This is a genomic window from Bradyrhizobium sp. S3.7.6 (assembly GCF_054061875.1).
In genome coordinates this window covers 6,920,829-6,939,501 of the sequence record NZ_JBSSEQ010000001.1, presented here as the reverse complement: position 1 = coordinate 6,939,501, position 18,673 = coordinate 6,920,829, and the positions used below count along the sequence as shown (strand labels likewise).

The window sequence follows — 18,673 nt, the reverse complement described above, 5'->3', positions numbered from 1 at the left end:
CAAGATACAGCATCACTGCTTCCTCACGACTGGACTCACAACGGAAAGGACTGGCAATGGCTGAACGCCTGACCAAGTCGGCGGCTCGAAACGTCTTCTACGGCGGCTCGGCCTTCTTCTTCGCCATCTTCTTGGGGCTGACGGCGCACAGCCACTATTACATGGCCACGACTTCGACGGACGCGGCCACGCTGACGTCGTCGGTCGCGCGCGGCAAGCATGTCTGGGAGAAGAACTCCTGCATCAACTGCCACACCTTGCTGGGCGAGGGCGCCTATTTCGCCCCCGAAGTCGGCAATGTCTGGGATCGTTGGGGCGGCAATGAGGATCCGGCCGGTGCGCGCGAGACCTTGAAGGCCTGGATGCAATCGCAGCCCTCGGGCGCGGAGGGCCGGCGCCAGATGCCGCAGTTCAACCTCACTGACCAGGAACTGAACGATCTCGCCGACTTCCTGCAATGGACCAGCAAGATCAAGCGCCAGGAGTGGCCGCCGAACAAGGCCGGCTGACGCCTTCCTCTTTCAGGGCCTTGCCTCTTTCAAGACCTTGCCTCTTTCAAGACAGAGAGAACCCGAAATGAAATATCAGACCCAGAAAGTCGCGATGCTGTATTTCTACGGCGCGCTGACGCTGTTCCTGGCGCAGGTCCTGTTTGGCCTGCTTGCTGGAACCATCTACGTACTGCCCAACACGCTGTCGGTGCTGCTGCCGTTCAACATTGTCAGGATGATTCATACCAACGCGCTGATCGTGTGGTCGCTGATCGGCTTCATGGGCGCGACCTACTTCCTGCTGCCTGAGGAAACCGAGACCGAGCTTTACAGCCCGCTGCTCGCAAAGATCCAGTTCTGGATGTTCTTCGGCGCAGCCGGTGTGGCCGTGGTCGGCTATCTCTTCCACTACCACGAAGGCCGCGAATTCCTCGAGCAGCCCTTCATCATCAAGATCGGCATCGTGGTCGTCTGCCTGATGTTCCTGTTCAACGTGACGATGACGGCGCTTAGGGGACGCAAGACGACGGTCACTAACATCCTGTTGTTCGGCCTGTGGGGCGTTGCGATCTTCTTCCTGTTCGCCTTCTACAATCCGGCCAATCTCGCGGTCGACAAGATGTACTGGTGGTATGTCGTTCATCTCTGGGTCGAGGGCGTCTGGGAGCTGATCATGGCGTCCGTGCTCGCCTATCTGATGATCAAGCTCAACGGCATCGACCGCGAGGTGGTCGAGAAGTGGCTCTACGTCATCATCGGCCTTGCGCTGTTCTCGGGCATTCTCGGCACCGGCCACCATTTCTACTGGATCGGCGCGCCAGGTTACTGGCAGTGGATCGGCTCGCTGTTCTCCACGCTGGAGGTCGCGCCCTTCTTCACCATGGTGATCTTCACGGTGCAGATGACCTGGAAGGCCGGCCGCAAGCATCCGAACCGCGCCGCGCTGCTGTGGTCGGTCGGCTGCTCGGTGATGGCATTCCTCGGCGCCGGCGTCTGGGGCTTCCTGCACACGCTGTCGTCGGTGAACTACTACACCCACGGCACGCAGGTCACCGCCGCACATGGCCATCTCGCCTTCTTCGGCGCCTATGTGATGCTGAACCTGTCGGTGATGGCTTATGCGATCCCGCAAATCAAGGGACGTGCGCCCTATAACCAGTGGCTCAGCATGACCAGCTTCTGGATCATGTGCACGGCGATGATGACCATGACCTTCGCGCTGACCTTTGCCGGCGTGATTCAAGTCCATCTCCAGCGCGTGCTTGGCCAGAGTTACATGGACGTGCAGGACCAGCTTGCCTTCTTCTACTGGGTGCGGCTCGGCTCCGGCGTGTTCGTCGCGATCTCGGCATTGATGTTCGTCTGGGCGGTGCTGGTGCCCGGCCGCGAGAAGCAGGCGACTATCTCGGGCGCCCTGCAACCGGCCGAATAAACGCAAGGCGGCCGCGCAGTCGCGGCCGCCTTTCCAGAATGATTTCCGGAGAAGAACCATGACAGCAGCACTTCACGCCCTGGCGGCACCCGCGCTCGTGCTCCCGGCTTACGTTCCGAGCGGCAACGAATGCGCGCTGTTCGAGCACGCCTGGCGGCACCAGCTCCCGGTCCTGCTGAAGGGGCCGACCGGCTGCGGCAAGACGCGCTTCGTCGCCCACATGGCGGCGCGGCTAGGACTGCCGCTTCACACCGTCGCGTGCCACGACGATCTCACCGCCGCCGATCTTACCGGCCGCTACCTGCTAAGGGGCGGCGACACCGTATGGACCGACGGTCCGCTGACACGGGCGGTGAGGGAAGGCGGCATCTGCTATCTCGACGAAGTCGTGGAGGCGCGCAAGGACGTCACGGTGGTGCTGCATCCGCTCACCGACGACCGCCGTATCCTGCCGCTGGAGCGGACCGGTGAGGAGCTGGTCGCGCCGAAGAGCTTCATGCTGGTGGTCTCCTACAATCCCGGTTACCAGACGCTGCTGAAGGCGTTGAAGCCGTCGACGCGTCAGCGCTTCGTCGCCGTCGAGTTCGGCTTCTTAGCCCCGGAGCAGGAGATCGCGGTGGTCGCGGCCGAGAGCGGGCTCGCACCCGACTATGTGCGGCCGCTGGTCCTGCTGGCCGGCCGGCTGCGCGCGCTGAAGGGGCACGACCTGGAGGAGGGCGTTTCGACCCGTCTCGTGGTCTATTGCGCCACCCTGATTGCGGCGGGAGCCTCAATTACGGATGCGGTGCTGGCCGGCATGATCGAACCGCTCACCGATGACGCAGACGTCAAGGCGGCGCTGCTCGACGTCGCACGCGCCGTGATGTCCTGAGGGGGATGCGATGCTCGATTTCCTCGAGCTTGAAGAAACCGTCGGCCGAGCCTGGCATCGCCTGGTCGGCGGCACCGCGAGCTATCAGGCCCATGCCGAACACGCGGTGTCGCTCGCGGAGGTGCGCAGCCGGATCGCAATCATGTTCCGCGCGCTTGGCGGAGAGACGGGCGTGCAGATCGCGAGCGCGAGTGCCCGTCGGACCGGGCATCGGCTTGGATGGCGTCAGCGCATCGGGCTCGGCGACGAGCGGCTCGCGCAACCCGGGCGTGACGCCGCGACGATCTTCCTGCCCGACAACATCGCGATCTTCGCCGATCGCGGGCTGAATGCTGCGCTGTACCGGTGGCTGGCCGCGTGGTTTGCCTTTGCACCGGTCGACGTGATCGCGGAGGCCGATCCGCTGCGGCGCGATCTGCTGACGCTGCGCCGGACCAGCGAAGTCGCGGTGCTTGTGCTCACGGAATGTCCCGGCCTTGCCGAAGACTACGCCCGGCTGGCCGCGGCCACGGCCATGGCGCGGCCGCACCGGCCATTGCCGCGCATCGAGCAGGACATGGAGCAGATCGTGCTTGCTCTGCTCGGCGCCGATACGCCGCCGGTGGGAAAGCTGTGGCCGGCGATGATGGGGACGGGGCCGCTGCCGGACAAGGCGCCGCCCGGCTATCGTTCGATCCTGCCATGCCCGCTCTGGGGCGATTGCTGGACACGGGCGCTGTCGCCCGCACATGCGGGTGACGACGCGTGCGTGCCGACCGCTGCACCAGTGCCATCGGACGATCGCAAGCGTTTTGCCGTCCGCGAGCGCGAAGACGGTACCGATCGCCGCGATCCTTTCGTGCTCAATCGCTTTGAAAAGATCCTCGCGATGGCCGAGATGATCAATGTCGACCGCCCGGCTGACGACAGTGAGGACGAGGATGCGCGGAAGGCAGCCGACGACCTCGAGGAGATCACGCTCAGCCGCCGCAGCGGCAAGCCGGCGAGCCGGCTCAAATTCGATCTCGACCTGCCGCCGGAAGCCCTCGATGTATCGCCATTGAACGCCGACCTGAGCTATCCCGAATGGGACTATCGCAGCAGCTCCTATCTGCCCGATCATTGCCGTGTGCTCGCGGGTGCGGCCTCCGAGCTGGGTGAGGGCTGGACGCCTGATGACGCCATGCGTCGGCACATCCGCCAGGTGCGCCGCCGCTTCGAGGTGTTGCGGCCGCGTCATGAATTGATGCGCGCCCAGGCCGATGGGCACGACCTCGATCTCGACGCGCTCGTGCGCGCGCGGTGCGATCTCCGCGCCGGAAGTGGCGGGGGCGGTCTCGATCGGGTCCATGTGGCGATGCGACCGCGAGGGGACGATCTTGCCGTCACGCTGCTCGTGGACGTCTCGCTTTCGACGGATGCGTGGGTCGACGGTTATCGGGTGCTCGACGTCGAGAAGGAGGCGCTGCTGGTGCTTGCGCACGGCCTGTCGGCCTGCGGCGATCACCACAGCATCCTCACCTTCACCTCGCGCCGGCGTTCCTGGGTGCGGCTCGAAACGGTCAAGGCCTTCGGCGAGCCGATGAGTGGCGCGATCGAGCGCCGGATCGGCGCGCTGAAGCCTGGCTATTACACACGGATCGGTGCGGCGGTACGCCACGCCTCGGCCGAGCTGGCGCGCCAGCCGCAGCGCAAGAAGTTGCTGCTCGTTCTCACCGACGGCAAGCCGAACGACGTCGATCATTATGAGGGGCGCTTTGCGGTCGAGGACACCCGCAAATCCGTGCAGGAGGCGCGGCGGCTCGGCATCGCGGTCTTCGGCGTGACGGTCGATGCGACGGCGCAATCCTACGTCCCGACGTTGTTCGGCCGCAGCGGCTACGCCATCGTCGGCAACATCCGTCGACTGCCTGCGGCGCTGCCGGCGATCTATCGACAGGTCGCCCATTGACCCCGGAGAACCCGCATATGTCCTCCACCGGGTGAACTATTGCTCAAAGTGTGGGTATATGATCGAATGGCCGGATGGACCGAAGCCGGCAAAGGCCCGATCTGGTCATTTTCGACTGCGACGGCGTGCTCGTCGACAGCGAGCTCGTGAGCTGCCAGTGCCTTGTGGACGAGCTGTCCGGATTTGGGATATCGCTGACACTTGCGCAGGCGCTCGAGCTGTTTCTCGGACGAAGCACGAGCGCGATCACGCAGCACTATCGCGAACTCGGCCAGGCGGTGCCGGCCGATTTTCCCGTCCGGCTGAAGTCGCGCGTACTGACCGCCTTCGAGAAAGCGCTCCATCCGATTCCCGATGCGGATACCGTCCTGTCCGGACTGCGCGTGCCGTGTTGCGTGGCCTCGTCGAGTGATCTCGACCGCGTCGCGCTGTCGCTGAGGGTGACCGGTCTCGCGCCCCATTTCGGCGACCGGATCTACACGGCGCAGATGGTCACGCACGGCAAGCCCGCGCCGGATCTCTTTCTCCACGCGGCGGAGAAAATGGGCGCGCTCCCTGCGCGCACACTGGTGATCGAGGACAGCGTCAGTGGCGTGCTGGCCGCGAAGGCTGCCGGCATGACCGTCTGGGGATTTGTCGGCGGCAGCCATTATCGCGGACGCGACGGCCAGGCTATATTGTCCGGCGCCGGGGCCGATCGGGTCTTCGCGCACATGAGCGAATTCTGGGAGGCATAGGCCGCCATGGCCGTCGAGAACGAAAGGTCCAGACTCGACGATGCCGCGCGTGCCGGCTGGCTCTATTTCATTGCCGGTCACACCCAGGACGAGATCGCAAAGATGCTCCAGGTCTCGCGGGCCTCCGCGCAGCGGCTGGTCTCGCTGTGCCTCGCCGAACGTCTCATCACCTTCCGTCTCGAACATCCCATCGCCGCCTGCATGGAACTGGCGGCACGCTTGAAGGAGCGCTTCGACCTCAGCCATTGCGAGGTGGTGCCGGCCGATCCTGCCGCGCCGCAGGCCACGGCAGGCATCGCCGAACGCTGCGCCAATCTGCTGGATTCGACGTTGCGTTCGGAAACGCCCGTCATCGTCGCGCTCGGCACGGGCAGGGCGGTGCGCGCCGCGGTCGAGCGCGTGACGCCGATCGACCGGCCCAACCACCAGATCGTCTCGCTGGTCGGCAACATCTCCGCCGATGGTTCGGCGAGCTTCTACGACACCGTCGGCCGGCTCGCCGACCGCACCGGTGCGCGGCACTATCCGATGCCGCTGCCGTTCCTGATGTCGTCGGAAGACGAGCGCAACAAGATGGTGCGGATCGAGCCGATCGCGAAGGTTAAGGCGGTCGCGGCCAAGGCTGACTTGCGCCTCGTCGGCATCGGTCAGATGGACCAGAAGGCGCAAATCCACGTCGACGGCTTCGTCACCCGCGACGAATTGTTCGAGATGATGCGGCAGGGGGCGATCGGCGAAATCACCGGTTGGGCCTATGATTCCAAGGGCCGCCTGCTCAAGGCCGGCACCAACAGGCGCCTCACCAGCATTCCGCCGGAAGTGCCGGCCAAGACCACGACGATCGGCGCCGCGGTCGGTGCAGCCAAGGTGCCGGCGATCGCGGCCGCGCTGAACGGGCACCTGATCAACGGCCTGATCACGGACGAGGCGACGGCAAGGGCGATTCTGGAGCGGTAGGGCGGGCGCTACAGCCACTTGCGCCAATGTCATCATCCGCGAAAGCGGATGATCCAGTACGCCGCGGCCTATCCGGTGCGAAACCAACTCACGACACGTCGTACTGGATGCCCCGCTTTCGCGGGGCATGACAGCGAAGGCGGAGGAAAAGCTCCGGCCCTCCCGCACCGCAGCACTCATAAGTTGCGGGAACGTCCGCGCGCCTGCTTGACAAGCGCCGCACCTCGTCCGAACATACGCCCAACGCGTGGGCATATGCTCAGAAGCGCGATCCTAGGGAGGTCACCGTGAAACACGTCCTCGGCGCCGTCTGCGGCGCGTCTTGCCTGTTGCTGGCCGTCCCTGTGATGGCCGAAACGACCCTGACCATCGCCACCGTCAACAATGGCGACATGATCCGCATGCAGGGGCTGACCAGCGAATTCACCAAGAAAAATCCGGACATCACCGTCAAATGGGTGACGCTGGAGGAGAACGTGCTGCGCCAGCGCGTCACCACGGACATCGCCACCAAGGGCGGCCAGTTCGACGTCCTCACCATCGGCACTTACGAGGTGCCAATCTGGGCCAAGAAGGGCTGGCTGGTGCCGCTCGCCAATCTCGGCGCCGATTACGACGTCGCCGACCTGCTGCCGAAGATCAGGGACGCGGTCTCCGTCGACGGCAAGCTCTACGCCGCGCCGTTTTATGGCGAGAGCTCGATGGTGATGTATCGCACCGACCTGTTCGAGAAGGCCGGCCTGAAGATGCCGGAAAAGCCGACCTGGGATTTCGTCATCGACGCCGCCAAGAAGCTCACTGACAAGAGCGCCGGCACCTACGGCATCTGTCTCCGCGGCAAGGCCGGGTGGGGCGAGAACATGGCGTTCCTGTCGGCCATGGCCAATTCCTACGGCGCGCGCTGGTTCGACGAGAAGTGGGAGCCGCAGTTCAACACGCCGGAATGGAAGACGACGCTTACGACCTACGTCAATCTGATGAAGGAGGCCGGCCCGCCCGGCGCGAGCTCGAACGGCTTCAACGAGAATCTGGCGCTGTTCAACGCCGGCAAGTGCGCGATGTGGATCGATGCCACGGTCGCGGCGTCCTTCGTCACCAATCCGAAGGAGTCCAAGGTCGCCGACAAGGTCGGCTTTGCGCTGGCGCCGAACACTGGGCTCGGCAAGAACGCCAACTGGCTGTGGGCCTGGAGCCTCGCAATCCCCGCCGGCTCCAAGAAGACGGAAGCCGCCGAAAAGTTCATCGCCTGGGCCACCAGCAAGGACTACACCAAGCTCGTGGCGTCGAAGGAGGGCTGGGCCAACGTGCCGCCGGGCACACGGACCTCGCTCTACCAGAACGAGGACTATCTGAAAGTCGCGCCGTTCGCGAAGCTGACGCTGGCCTCGATTGATGCGGCCGACCCGAACAAGCCCACCGTGAAGCCGGTGCCTTACGTCGGCGTGCAATACGCGGCGATCCCCGAATTCCAGGGCATCGGCACGCAGGTGGGCCAGCAATTCTCCGCCGCGCTCGCGGGATCGATGACGGTCGATGCCGCGCTCACCGCCGCGCAATCCGCGACCGAGCGCGAGATGAAGCGCGCCGGCTATATCAAGTAGACCCGAGCTCTCCCTGAGCTCACACTTGCGGCCATCCACCAGCCAGCCCCGGACGGATGGCCGCCTTCTTTCTCCAGCGGAGAGGCCAAGAATGGCAACCCGGCAGACGCAGTTCCTTGCGCGGTCGCTTCTGACCCCGGCCGTCGGGCTCCTGTTCATCTGGATGATCGTCCCGCTGGCGCTGACGATCTATTTCTCGACCCTGCATTACAGCCTGCTCGATCCCGGCTCCGAGGCGTTCGTCGGCCTGGAGAATTTCCGCTACTTCCTCACCGATCCCGCCTTCCTCGCTTCGCTCCGGAACACGCTGGTGCTGGTCGGCTCGGTGCTGGCGCTGACCATCCTGCTCGGCATTCCCCTGGCGGTGCTGCTCGATCAACCCGTGATCGGCCTCAACATCGTGCGGCTGATGGTGATCGCACCGTTCTTCGTGATGCCGACGGTGAGCGCGCTGGTCTGGAAGAACCTCTTGATGCATCCGGTGTCCGGCCTGTTCGCCTGGCTCGCCAAGGTATTCGGGCTGACGCCGATCGACTGGTTCACTGACGCGCCGCTGCTCGCGGTGATCCTGATCGTCGCCTGGCAATGGCTGCCGTTCGCGACGCTGATCCTGCTCACCGCGCTGCAATCGCTTGACGAGGAGCAGAAGGAGGCGGCCGAGATGGACGGCGCCAGCGCGCTCTCGGCCTTCATCTACATCACGCTGCCGCATCTGGCGCGTCCCATCACAGTGGTGATCTTGATCGAGACCATCTTCCTGCTCACGGTGTTCGCCGAGATCTACGTCACCACCGGCGGTGGTCCCGGACTGTCGACCACCAACATCGCGTTCCTGATCTATTCGCAGGCGCTGATCCAGTTCGATGTCGGCAGTGCCTCCGCCGGCGGCCTCGTTGCTGTCGTGATCGCCAACATCGTCGCTTTCTTCCTCGTCCGCATCGTCGGCCGCAACCTGGAGGCATGAGAGCATGGCGCGGATGGCGACGACGCAGCGGGTGGTGGTATCGACGATCGGGGCGTGGTTCTTCGGCTTCCTGATCTTCTTCCCGATCCTCTGGATGGTACTGGCGAGCTTCAAGACCGAGTTAGAGGCCTTCGCGATTCCGCCGTCCTTCCTGTTCTTCCACTGGACCACGGAAAACTACGCCACCGTACAGGAGCGCAGCGACTATCTGCATCACGCGCTGAACTCGATCATCATCGCCGGCGGCTCGACCTTGATCGCGCTGCTGATCGCAATCCCCGCGGCCTGGTCGATGGCGTTCTCCCCGACCAAACGCACCAAGGACATCCTGCTCTGGATGCTCTCGACCAAGATGATGCCGCCGGTAGGCGTGCTGGTGCCGATCTATCTGATCTTCAAGACCTTCGGCCTGCTCGATTCCCGCGCTGGACTGATCTTCATCCTCTGCCTCGGTAACTTACCGATCGTGATCTGGATGCTCTTTACCTATTTCAAGGAGATCCCGCGCGACATCCTCGAAGCCGCGCGCATGGACGGCGCTACCATCGGCCGCGAGCTCGTCTATGTGCTGACGCCAATGGCGATCCCGGGCCTCGCCTCGACCATGCTGCTCAATCTGATCCTCGCCTGGAACGAGGCGTTCTGGACGCTCAACCTGACGACCTCGAACGCCGCGCCGCTCACCACGTTCATCGCCTCCTATTCGAGCCCGGAAGGGCTGTTCTGGGCAAAGCTGTCGGCGGCCTCGACGCTGGCGATCGCGCCCATTCTCGTCCTCGGTTGGTTCAGCCAGAAGCAGCTCGTGCGCGGGCTCACCTTCGGCGCGGTGAAGTAAAGGGGCTGGCGGATCATGGGTCAGATCACACTTCAGGACGTACAGAAATCCTTCGGGCCCGTGCACATCATCAAGGGCGCCGATCTCGAGATCGCGGACGGCTCCTTCGTGGTGTTCGTCGGCCCGTCCGGTTGCGGCAAGACCACGCTGCTGCGGCTGATCGCCGGGCTCGAGGACGTCTCAGGCGGCAAGATCCTGATCGACGGCAAGAACGTCGTCGACACGCCGCCGGCCAAGCGCGGGCTGTCGATGGTGTTTCAGTCCTATGCGCTCTATCCGCATATGAGTGTGCGCGGCAATATCGGCTTCGGCCTCAAGATGGCGGGTCTTTCCAAGGACGAGACCAACCGCAAGGTCGAGGCGGCGGCGGCGACGCTGAACCTGACGCCTTATCTCGACCGCAAGCCGCGCGAGCTCTCTGGCGGCCAGCGCCAGCGCGTCGCGATCGGCCGCGCCATCGTCCGCGAGCCCAAGGCGTTCCTGTTCGACGAGCCGCTGTCCAACCTGGATGCGGCCTTGCGCGTGCAGATGCGGATAGAGGTCACGCGGCTCCAGAAGCAGCTCGGCACCACCGCGATCTACGTCACCCACGATCAGGTCGAGGCCATGACCATGGCCGACAAGATCGTCGTGCTCAATGGCGGCAAGATCGAGCAATATGGCTCGCCGCTGGAGCTCTACGAGCGGCCCGCCAATCTCTTCGTCGCCGGCTTCATCGGCTCGCCGAAGATGAACTTCGTCACTGGCGAGCACGCCTTGCAGAAGGGCGCGGCGACGATCGGCGTGCGGCCGGAGCATCTCAAGATCGAGCGCGACGGCGCCGGCGGCTGGCAGGGAACGATCGCGGTCGCCGAGCATCTGGGCAGCGACACCTTCCTTTATGTCGATGCCGGACCGCTCGGCATGCTGACGGCGCGCTACATCGGCGAATTGAGCCTGCATGCCGGCGACCGCGTGTCGCTGGTGCCGGATCCCGCGCGCATCCATCGCTTCGACGACAGCGGCAACGCGCTTCGGGGCTGACAAGAAACGGCAAGAGACGGCAAGAGACGGCAAGAAACGGAAAGACCACCATGTACCTCGAAAAATTCAAGCTGAGCGGCAAGACCGCGTTCATCACCGGCGGCGGGCAAGGCATTGGCCTCGCCTGCGCGGAAGCGCTGGCCGAAGCCGGCGCGAAGGTCATCATCGGCGACCGCGACAGCAAGGTTGCCGACAGCGCGAAGGCCAGCCTGAAGGCGAAGGGTTTTGACATCGAGACGGCGATCATGGACGTCACCGACACGAAGCGCGTGGCGGAGGTCGCGGCCGACCTCGTCGCCCGCCACGGCAAGGTCGACATCCTCGTCAACAATGCCGGCATCGCCCGCAGCGAGACGCCGGCCGAGACCGTCACCGACGAGCACTGGCTCAACGTCATCGACGTCAATCTCAACGGCACCTTCTGGTGCTGCCGCGAATTCGGCAAGCACATGCTGAAGGCCAGGAGCGGCGCCATCGTCAATGTCGGCTCGATGTCGGGCTTCATCGTCAACAAGCCGCAGGAGCAGTGCTTCTACAACGCCTCCAAGGCCGGCGTGCACCATTTGACCAAGTCGCTGGCCGCCGAATGGGGCGCGCGCGGCGTCCGCGTCAACGCGGTGGCGCCGACCTATATCGACACGCCGCTCAATGCTTTCGTGAAAAGCACCCCGAAAATGTATGACGCCTGGATCGGCGGAACCCCGATGGCGCGGATGGGGCAGGTCGAGGAGATCGCCTCCGTCGTGCTGTTCCTGGCCTCGGAGGCCGCGAGCCTGATGACCGGCAGCATCGTGCTGGTGGATGGCGGCTACACTTGCTGGTAGGCTTGCGTCAAAACTGACGAGAGCGACCGGGAGCGACAATGCCGCGAGCGTATATCGGCGTCGACGTGGGGACCACGAGCACGCGGGCGGGGGTGTTTGACGAGGCGGGCACCCTCCTTGCCACCGCCAAGCATCCGATCCGGATCTGGCACGAGGCCGGCGACATCGTCGAGCAATCGTCGTCCGACATCTGGGACGCCTGCGTAAAGTCGGTGCGGGCGGCGATGGCGGAAGCTGCCATCGCGCCCGACAGCGTCGGCGGCATCGGTTTCGACGCCACCTGTTCGCTGGTCGTCCTCGATCGGCAAGGCGAGCCGGTCACCGTCAGTGCCTCCGGCGACCGCCAGCGCAATGTCATCGTCTGGATGGACCATCGCGCCACGGCCGAGGCACGGCTGATCAACGAGACCGGGGACGCGGTGCTGCGTTATGTCGGCGGTTCGATCTCGCCCGAGATGGAGATGCCGAAGCTGCTGTGGCTGAAGCGGCACATGCGCGCGAGCTTCGATGCCGCCGGTCATTTCTTCGATCTGGCAGATTATCTGACCTGGCGCGCGACCGGGTCGCTGCAGCGCTCGACCTGCACGGTCACCTGCAAATGGAACTACCTCGCACACGACGGCGGCGGCTGGAGCGCGCCGTTCTTCAAGCGCATCGGTCTCTCCGATTTCGTCAGCGAGAAATACGCCCGCATCGGCACCGAGATCGTCGCGCCCGGCACGCGGCTCGGCGAAGGCCTCACCCGAACTGCGGCTGCGGAGCTCGGCCTGTCGCCGGGCACGCCGGTCGGCGCCTCGCTGATCGATGCCCATGCCGGCGGCATCGGCGCGATCGGCGGACGCGACGGATCGGGCGGAACGAGCGATGTCAGCGACCGTCTCGCCTACATCATGGGGACGTCGGCCTGCATCATGGCGACGACGATGGAGCCGTGCTTCGTGCCCGGCGTATGGGGCCCTTATTATTCCGGCATGGTGCCGGACTTCTGGCTCAACGAAGGCGGCCAGTCGGCTGCGGGCGCGGCGATAGACCATCTCCTCAAGTCGCATCCCGGCCATGCCGAGGCGAGCGCGGCGGCGCGCAACGAGGGTGTCGACCTCATCGAGTACCTCGAGCGGCGCATCATCGCGCGCGCCGGTGACGTCAGCCGTGCCGCGCTGCTCGCCCGCGACGTCCATGTGCTTCCCGAATTCATCGGCAACCGCTCTCCCTACGCCGACCCCGACACCCGCGCGGTGATCGCGGGCCTCGACCTCGACAGCGACGTTGGTGCGATGGAGCGGCTGTTCGTCGCCGGCCTCTGCGGTCTGGCTTATGGCCTCGCCGAGGTGATCGAGGCCTTTGCCGCGCATGGCGTCCATTCCAGCATCATGATCATGGGCGGCGGCGCGAGCCGCAGTCCGCTGGTGCGGCAGATCATGGCGGATACCACCGGGCTCACCGTCGCGCTGCCGCAAACCAAAGAACCCGTGCTGCTGGGCGCCGCGATGCTCGGCGCGGTGGCCGGCGGTGCCTATGCCTCGATCGGCGAGACCATGGCGAAGATGTCGGCGCTGGGACGGAAGAGCGAACCGACCGCGCCCGGCATGGCCGCGTTTCATGCCCGCAAGCGCGAGGTCTACAAGCTGCTCCGCGAGGTCGATCGCGGCAGCCGTGAAGCGATGCGCGAGGGTGCCGGAGGTTGAAACGGATGTTGATTGCCTGCGGCGATGCGCTGATCGATTTCGTCCCGACGCGAAACACCGAGGGGCGAGAGGCGGTGATGCCTGCGGTCGGCGGCTCCTGCCTCAACGTCGCGATCGGCATGGCGCGGCTGGGCGCGCCGACAGGATTTGTCGGCGGCGTCTCGACCGACATGTTCGGACGAATGATCGCAGATCATGCGACGGCGTCGAACGTCGAGCTGGGGCTGGCCACCCGCAGCGACCGCCAGACCACGCTCGCCTTCGTGCGCATCGTCGCGGGCGAGTCGCACTACGCCTTCTACGATGCCGAAACCGCGACACGGAACTGGACCTACCGGCGCGGCACAATTCCGTTCGCGAATATCGAGGCCGTCCATGTCGGCTCGACCACGCTGGTGAACGACCAGGGCGCGGCCGAGACGAAAGCCCTGATCGCGGACGCGCGCGCGTCGTCGACGATCTCCTTCGATCCGAACTGCCGCCCCAATCTGGTCAAGAACAAGCCGGCCTATCTCGCGCGCATGGCCGAGTTCGCAGGCCAAGCCGATCTCATCAAGATGTCGGATGTCGATTTCGCGTATCTCTTCGGCGAGGAGCCCCACGAGCAGCGCGCGAAGCTGCTGTTGGGGCAGGGCACGAGCCTCGTCGTCATCACCCGCGGCAACAACGGGGCTATTGCCTGGCACGCGGGAGCAGGGCAGATCGAAGTTCAGGCGCCGAAGGTCGAGATCGCCGACACCATTGGCGCCGGCGACAGTTTTCAGGCTGCGCTCCTGTTCGCCCTGCACAAGCAGGGCCGCATCAGCCGGCAGCAGCTGAAAGACATCGGTGCGGACGAGCTTCGCCGCGCGCTGTCCTTTGCCGCCAATTGCGCCGGCATGACCTGTACCCGCCCGGGCGCCGATCCGCCGTGGAGCCATGAAGTCACGTGGGGCGTCTAGCGCGGCTGCGCATCACAGCCGTGCGACGACCTTCTCGGCGCATTTGAGGAAGGTGCGGATCAGCGGGCTCTGCGAATCCCGCCGCCAGCACACGGCGATATCGATGGAGTCGGCGGCATCCCGCAGCGGCCTGAACACGATGCCCTGCGGCGCGCCGAGCTTCGCGCAGGCCGGCAGGATCGCAAGCCCCTCGCCGGCGAGAACGAGGCTCATCGCCGAATGCACCGTCTCCACCCGGCTCGCGATCGGCATCACGATCTGATGCCGCCGCAGCAAGGCTGCGACCGCGGAGGAGGCGGGGTCTTGCTCCGGCGGCGGCAGCGCGATCAGCGGGCGGCCCTGGAGTCGCGCCATCGGCACTGCGCTCAGGCGCGCAAGCGGCGAGCGCTTCAGCATCGCCAGCATGAACGGCTGCGCGCCAATCCGCGCCACCTGGATCTCGGGATGGTGGATCGCCGGCATGCACAGCGCGACGGTGACGCTGCGGTCGAGCAGCCGCGCCTCGCGCGTCGAGGCGCTGAGCTCGGCGAAGTCGAGGTCGACGCCGGGAATGGATCGCCGCAGCTCGGGGATCAGGCGCGGCAGCATGGCGTTCGCGAGCACGAACATGTATCCGACCGAAATCCGCCCGCGGCTGCCGGCCGCGACCGCCCGCGCGGCTTCGACCCCGTCGGCCGCGAGCGCCAGCGCCTCGCCGGCGCGCACCAGCAGGGCCTGGCCCGCTTCGGTCAGGTCCATGCCGCGCGTGCCGCGGCGGAACAGCGGCGCGCCAACCTCGGCCTCTAACTTGCGGATCTGGACCGACAGCGGCGGCTGGGCCATCCGCAGCCGTTCGGCGGCCTTGCCGACGCTGCGCGCCTCGGCCACGGCGACGAAATAGCGAAGCCGGTGAAGATCCATTGGCATACCGAAAACGTATGGGTTGACCATCAAAATGGTATTGGACGCTGAGTTAACAGAAGTGTCATTCTCGCTGTCAATGCCTTGTCAATGCTTGGGCCAACGAGGGCCGGCTTCGGAGCGATGATTTGACGATGAACGGCGATCCCTGCCTGCTGTCCGCAACCAAGCTGCGCGGCCTCGTTGCCACGAAGAAGATTTCGCCCGTCGAGATCACCCGTGCCGTGCTCGCGCGCGCCGAGGCGCTTCAGCCCGAGCTGAACTGTTTCATCACGCTCTGCGGCGACGAGGCGATGACGCAGGCGCTTGCGGCCGAGCGCAAGGTGATGGCGGGCGAGCCGCTTGGCCTGCTGCATGGCCTTCCCGTCACCGTCAAGGACATCGTCAACACTGGCGGCGTGAAGACCACGTTCGGCGCCGTTCCCTACAAAGACAACGTGCCGGCCGAGGATGCTGTTGCGGTGGCAAAGCTCCGTGCGGAAGGCGCGATCCTGATCGGCAAGACCACGACGCCCGAATTCGGCAGCAAATGCCTGACCGACTCGCCCTTGTTCGGCCGCACCCGCAATGCGTGGAGTGCGGAGCGGTCCTCCGGTGGCTCCAGTGGCGGCGCGGCCGTGGCGGTGGCGAGCGGCATCGCGCCGCTTGCGATTGCGACCGATGGCGGCGGATCGACGCGAATTCCCGCCGCTTGCAACGGCGTGGTGGGGCTGAAGCAGAGCAACGGCGTGATCGCGCACAGCCAGGCGCTCGACGCCTTCGGCAACCAGACCTATGTCACGCCGACCACGCGCACGGTCGCCGACACCGCGCTGATGATGCAGGCGATGGCCGGCGAGGACTCCTGCGATCCCTGGTCGATCGGCGTGCCCGTGCCCGATTTCATCGGCACCGCCGCGCCGCGCGGCGATCTGCGCGGGCAAAGGATCCTGTTCTGCGAGTCGCCTCCCGGCCGCCCGGTGTCGTCAGATGTCGCGGCCAGCTTCAAGGCGAGCCTCGACCGGCTGGCCGGTCTCGGTGCCGAGCTCGAGGAGTTCTCCGGCGAGGGGTTTGACATCGAGCCGATCTGGCGCGCCATCAACCACACCGTCTGGCGTACGCGTTTCGCCAAGCTGGTGGCCGAGCATGGCGACGTCCTCAGCGAAGCCTTCGTCAAGCAGGTCGCGCTCGCGACCAATGTCAGCGGCGTCGCCTATCAGGAGGCGATGTTCGCGCGCACCGCGCTGTTCCGCCGCGTGCAATCCCTGCTTGCGCGCGGGCATCTTTTGGCGATGCCGACCATCACCCGCACCGCGCTGCCGATCGACCAGGACCTGTTCGGCACCATCGAGATCGACGGCAAGCACTTCGACAGCGTCCGGCCGCACTGGTTCCCCTGGACCATGCCGTTCAACATGACCGGGCACCCCGCGATCAGTCTTCCCTGCGGCTTCGGCCGCGACGGCCTGCCGATCGGGCTTCAACTCGTCGGGCGCTTCCGTGCCGATGCCGAATTGCTGCGCGTGAGCGCGCTGTTCGAGGCCTCGCACGATCTTCTGTCCCGCCGGCCCGGCTGAGGTGAGGCACATGCCGCAAAGGACTTGCCTCCGGCGCCCGGACATGTTGATCGTGCGGCGGATGAGCCCTGAAGCCGAGCGCGCATGAGCGTATTCTTTCTTCGACGTCTGTTGACCTTGCTGGCGACGCTGGTCGGCGCATCCGTGATCATTTTCCTGGTGCTGGATGCGCTGCCTGGCAATGCCGCGCAGATGCTGATGGGCGCGGATGCCTCGGCCGACGCGGTGCGCGCGCTTACGGTCAAGCTCGGGCTCGACCAGCCGCTGGCGGTTCGCTATCTGCAATGGATCAAGGGCCTCCTCGTCGGCGATCTCGGCAACAGCTATGTCTATGGCACGCCGGTCGCGAGCCTGATCGCGGAGCGGCTCGTGCTGACCGTTCCGCTCGCGATCATGTCGATGCTGATCACGGTGACGCTGGCGCTCTCGGCCGGCATCTACACCGCGGCCAACCACAACAAGCTCGGCGACGTCGGCGTGATGTCGTTGACGCAAGTGGGCATCGCGCTGCCGAATTTCTGGTTCGCGATCCTGCTGGTCCTCCTGTTCTCGGTGCGGCTGCAATGGCTCTCGGCGGGCGGCTTTCCCGGCTGGGAGGACGGCATCTGGCTCGGCATCAAGTCGCTGCTGCTGCCGGCGGTCTCGCTCGCCGTGGTGCAGGCCGCGATCCTCGCGCGCGTCACGCGCTCGGCGATGCTCGAAGTGCTGCGCGAAGATTTCGTCCGCACGGCGCGCGCGAAGGGGCTCGGCAAGCGCGAAGTGCTGTGGAGCCACGTGCTGCGCAACGCCATGATCCCCGTGATGACGGTGATGGGGCTGCAATTCGCCAATCTGCTCGCCGGCACCATCGTGATCGAGAACGTGTTCTACCTGCCGGGCCTCGGCCGCCTGATCTTCCAGTCGATCGCCAACCGCGACCTGATCGTGGTGCGCAATTGCGTGATGCTGCTTGCGGCCATGGTCGTCATCGTGAATTTCGTGGTCGACGTGCTCTACGCCTTCATCGATCCCCGCATCAAGGTCCACGATTTGTGAGCGCGCCCCTGACCACTTCGGTCGACGCCCCGATCGCAACGCGTCCGCTGCCGGCCCGCACCTTCTGGGCCCGCGCGCTGCGTCACCGCAGCTTTGTGCTGGGCGGAGCGCTGAGCCTGCTGGTACTCGCCTCGGCGCTACTGTCGCTGGTGTGGACGCCGTGGTCGCCCTATGAGATCGACATCGCCTCGAAGCTCCGACCGCCGTCGGCGGCGCACTGGCTCGGCACCGATTCCTTCGGCCGCGACATCGTCTCGCTGCTACTCGCGGGCGCGCGCTCGACCATTCTGGTCGGCATCATCGCCGTGAGTATCGGTCTCACCTTCGGCGTTTGCCTCGGCCTGATCGCTTCTGCCAAGCGCGGCTGGACCGAAGAAATCATCATGCGCTTCTCCGATTTCACCTTTGCCTTTCCGGCGGTGCTCTCCGCGATCATGCTCGCCGCGGTCGTCGGGCCGGGCATGGTGACCTCGATCATCGCGATCGGAATTTTCCAGATCCCGACGCTGACCCGGCTGACGCGCGGCTCGGCCAACGCGATCTGGGCGCGCGAATTCGTGCTGGCCGCGCGCGCGTCGGGCAAGGGCAAATTCCGCATCACCATCGAGCATGTGCTGCCCAACATCCTGTCGATCCTGATCGTGCAGGTCACCATCCAGTTCGCGCTCGCGATCCTTGCCGAAGCCGCGCTATCCTATCTCGGTCTCGGCACGCAGCCGCCGCAGCCGTCCTGGGGGCGGATGCTGAACGATGCGCAGACGCTGCTGTTCCAGTCGCCGATGCTCGCGGTCTATCCGGGCGCGGCGATTGCCATCGCGGTGCTCGGGCTCAATCTGCTCGGCGACGGACTGCGCGATCTGCTCGATCCGCGACTGGCGCGGGAGCGATGAC

Annotated in this window: 17 protein-coding genes; 16 read left to right on the top strand and 1 reads right to left on the bottom strand. The window is 65.5% G+C overall.

Going from position 1 to position 18,673, the window contains the following annotated elements; genetic code table 11:
• Positions 1–56: 56 nt before the first annotated feature.
• From ACVJ5M_RS33835 to ACVJ5M_RS33775, 13 genes are all read left to right on the top strand, one after another.
• Entirely contained in the window at positions 57–509 is a 453-nt protein-coding gene (locus ACVJ5M_RS33835) for a c-type cytochrome (RefSeq protein WP_063984473.1), read from the top strand.
• Positions 510–576: 67 nt separating this feature from the next.
• On the top strand, positions 577–1,923 hold the full coding sequence (locus ACVJ5M_RS33830) for a cbb3-type cytochrome c oxidase subunit I (RefSeq protein ID WP_063984472.1): 1,347 nt from the start codon (positions 577–579) through the stop codon (positions 1,921–1,923).
• A gap of 58 nt (positions 1,924–1,981) precedes the next feature.
• Complete coding sequence (locus ACVJ5M_RS33825; RefSeq protein ID WP_063984471.1) at positions 1,982–2,794, top strand: CbbQ/NirQ/NorQ/GpvN family protein; 813 nt, start codon at positions 1,982–1,984, stop codon at positions 2,792–2,794.
• Between the two features lie 10 nt (positions 2,795–2,804).
• Positions 2,805–4,724: a nitric oxide reductase activation protein NorD gene (locus ACVJ5M_RS33820; protein ID WP_063984470.1), complete on the top strand. Its 1,920-nt coding sequence runs from the start codon at positions 2,805–2,807 to the stop codon at positions 4,722–4,724.
• 74 nt (positions 4,725–4,798) lie between these two features.
• Entirely contained in the window at positions 4,799–5,461 is a 663-nt protein-coding gene (locus ACVJ5M_RS33815; protein WP_063984469.1) for an HAD family hydrolase, read from the top strand.
• A gap of 6 nt (positions 5,462–5,467) precedes the next feature.
• Complete coding sequence (locus ACVJ5M_RS33810) at positions 5,468–6,418, top strand: sugar-binding transcriptional regulator (RefSeq protein WP_063984468.1); 951 nt, start codon at positions 5,468–5,470, stop codon at positions 6,416–6,418.
• 347 nt (positions 6,419–6,765) lie between these two features.
• Positions 6,766–8,019 carry an extracellular solute-binding protein gene (locus ACVJ5M_RS33805; protein WP_441256852.1) on the top strand — a complete coding sequence of 418 codons (1,254 nt, stop codon included), beginning with the start codon at positions 6,766–6,768 and terminating at the stop codon, positions 8,017–8,019.
• 91 nt (positions 8,020–8,110) lie between these two features.
• Positions 8,111–8,983 carry a carbohydrate ABC transporter permease gene (locus ACVJ5M_RS33800; RefSeq protein ID WP_063984466.1) on the top strand — a complete coding sequence of 291 codons (873 nt, stop codon included), beginning with the start codon at positions 8,111–8,113 and terminating at the stop codon, positions 8,981–8,983.
• 4 nt (positions 8,984–8,987) lie between these two features.
• Complete coding sequence (locus tag ACVJ5M_RS33795; protein WP_063984465.1) at positions 8,988–9,818, top strand: carbohydrate ABC transporter permease; 831 nt, start codon at positions 8,988–8,990, stop codon at positions 9,816–9,818.
• Positions 9,819–9,833: 15 nt separating this feature from the next.
• Positions 9,834–10,841 carry an ABC transporter ATP-binding protein gene (locus ACVJ5M_RS33790; RefSeq protein ID WP_063984464.1) on the top strand — a complete coding sequence of 336 codons (1,008 nt, stop codon included), beginning with the start codon at positions 9,834–9,836 and terminating at the stop codon, positions 10,839–10,841.
• 50 nt (positions 10,842–10,891) lie between these two features.
• The gene (locus ACVJ5M_RS33785) at positions 10,892–11,665 is read left to right on the top strand and encodes an SDR family NAD(P)-dependent oxidoreductase (protein WP_063984463.1); all 774 of its coding nucleotides are present in this window, start codon (positions 10,892–10,894) and stop codon (positions 11,663–11,665) included.
• Positions 11,666–11,703: 38 nt separating this feature from the next.
• Positions 11,704–13,350: an FGGY-family carbohydrate kinase gene (locus ACVJ5M_RS33780; RefSeq protein ID WP_063984462.1), complete on the top strand. Its 1,647-nt coding sequence runs from the start codon at positions 11,704–11,706 to the stop codon at positions 13,348–13,350.
• 5 nt (positions 13,351–13,355) lie between these two features.
• Positions 13,356–14,291 (top strand): carbohydrate kinase family protein, encoded by a 936-nt coding sequence (locus ACVJ5M_RS33775; protein WP_063984461.1) that lies wholly within the window; start codon positions 13,356–13,358, stop codon positions 14,289–14,291.
• Positions 14,292–14,303: 12 nt separating this feature from the next.
• Here ACVJ5M_RS33775 and ACVJ5M_RS33770 read toward each other — a convergent pair whose 3' ends face one another.
• Complete coding sequence (locus ACVJ5M_RS33770) at positions 14,304–15,191, bottom strand: LysR family transcriptional regulator (RefSeq protein ID WP_354099339.1); 888 nt, start codon at positions 15,189–15,191, stop codon at positions 14,304–14,306.
• A 134-nt stretch (positions 15,192–15,325) separates the two neighbouring features.
• Here ACVJ5M_RS33770 and ACVJ5M_RS33765 point away from each other — a divergent pair, with 134 nt between their 5' ends.
• From ACVJ5M_RS33765 to ACVJ5M_RS33755, 3 genes are all read left to right on the top strand, one after another.
• Complete coding sequence (locus tag ACVJ5M_RS33765) at positions 15,326–16,747, top strand: amidase (RefSeq protein WP_354097022.1); 1,422 nt, start codon at positions 15,326–15,328, stop codon at positions 16,745–16,747.
• A gap of 84 nt (positions 16,748–16,831) precedes the next feature.
• On the top strand, positions 16,832–17,782 hold the full coding sequence (locus ACVJ5M_RS33760) for an ABC transporter permease (protein ID WP_354099338.1): 951 nt from the start codon (positions 16,832–16,834) through the stop codon (positions 17,780–17,782).
• Positions 17,779–18,672 (top strand): ABC transporter permease, encoded by an 894-nt coding sequence (locus tag ACVJ5M_RS33755; protein WP_166098018.1) that lies wholly within the window; start codon positions 17,779–17,781, stop codon positions 18,670–18,672. Before ACVJ5M_RS33760 ends, ACVJ5M_RS33755 begins: the two co-directional genes overlap by 4 nt.
• The last annotated feature ends 1 nt before the right edge of the window (position 18,673 follow it).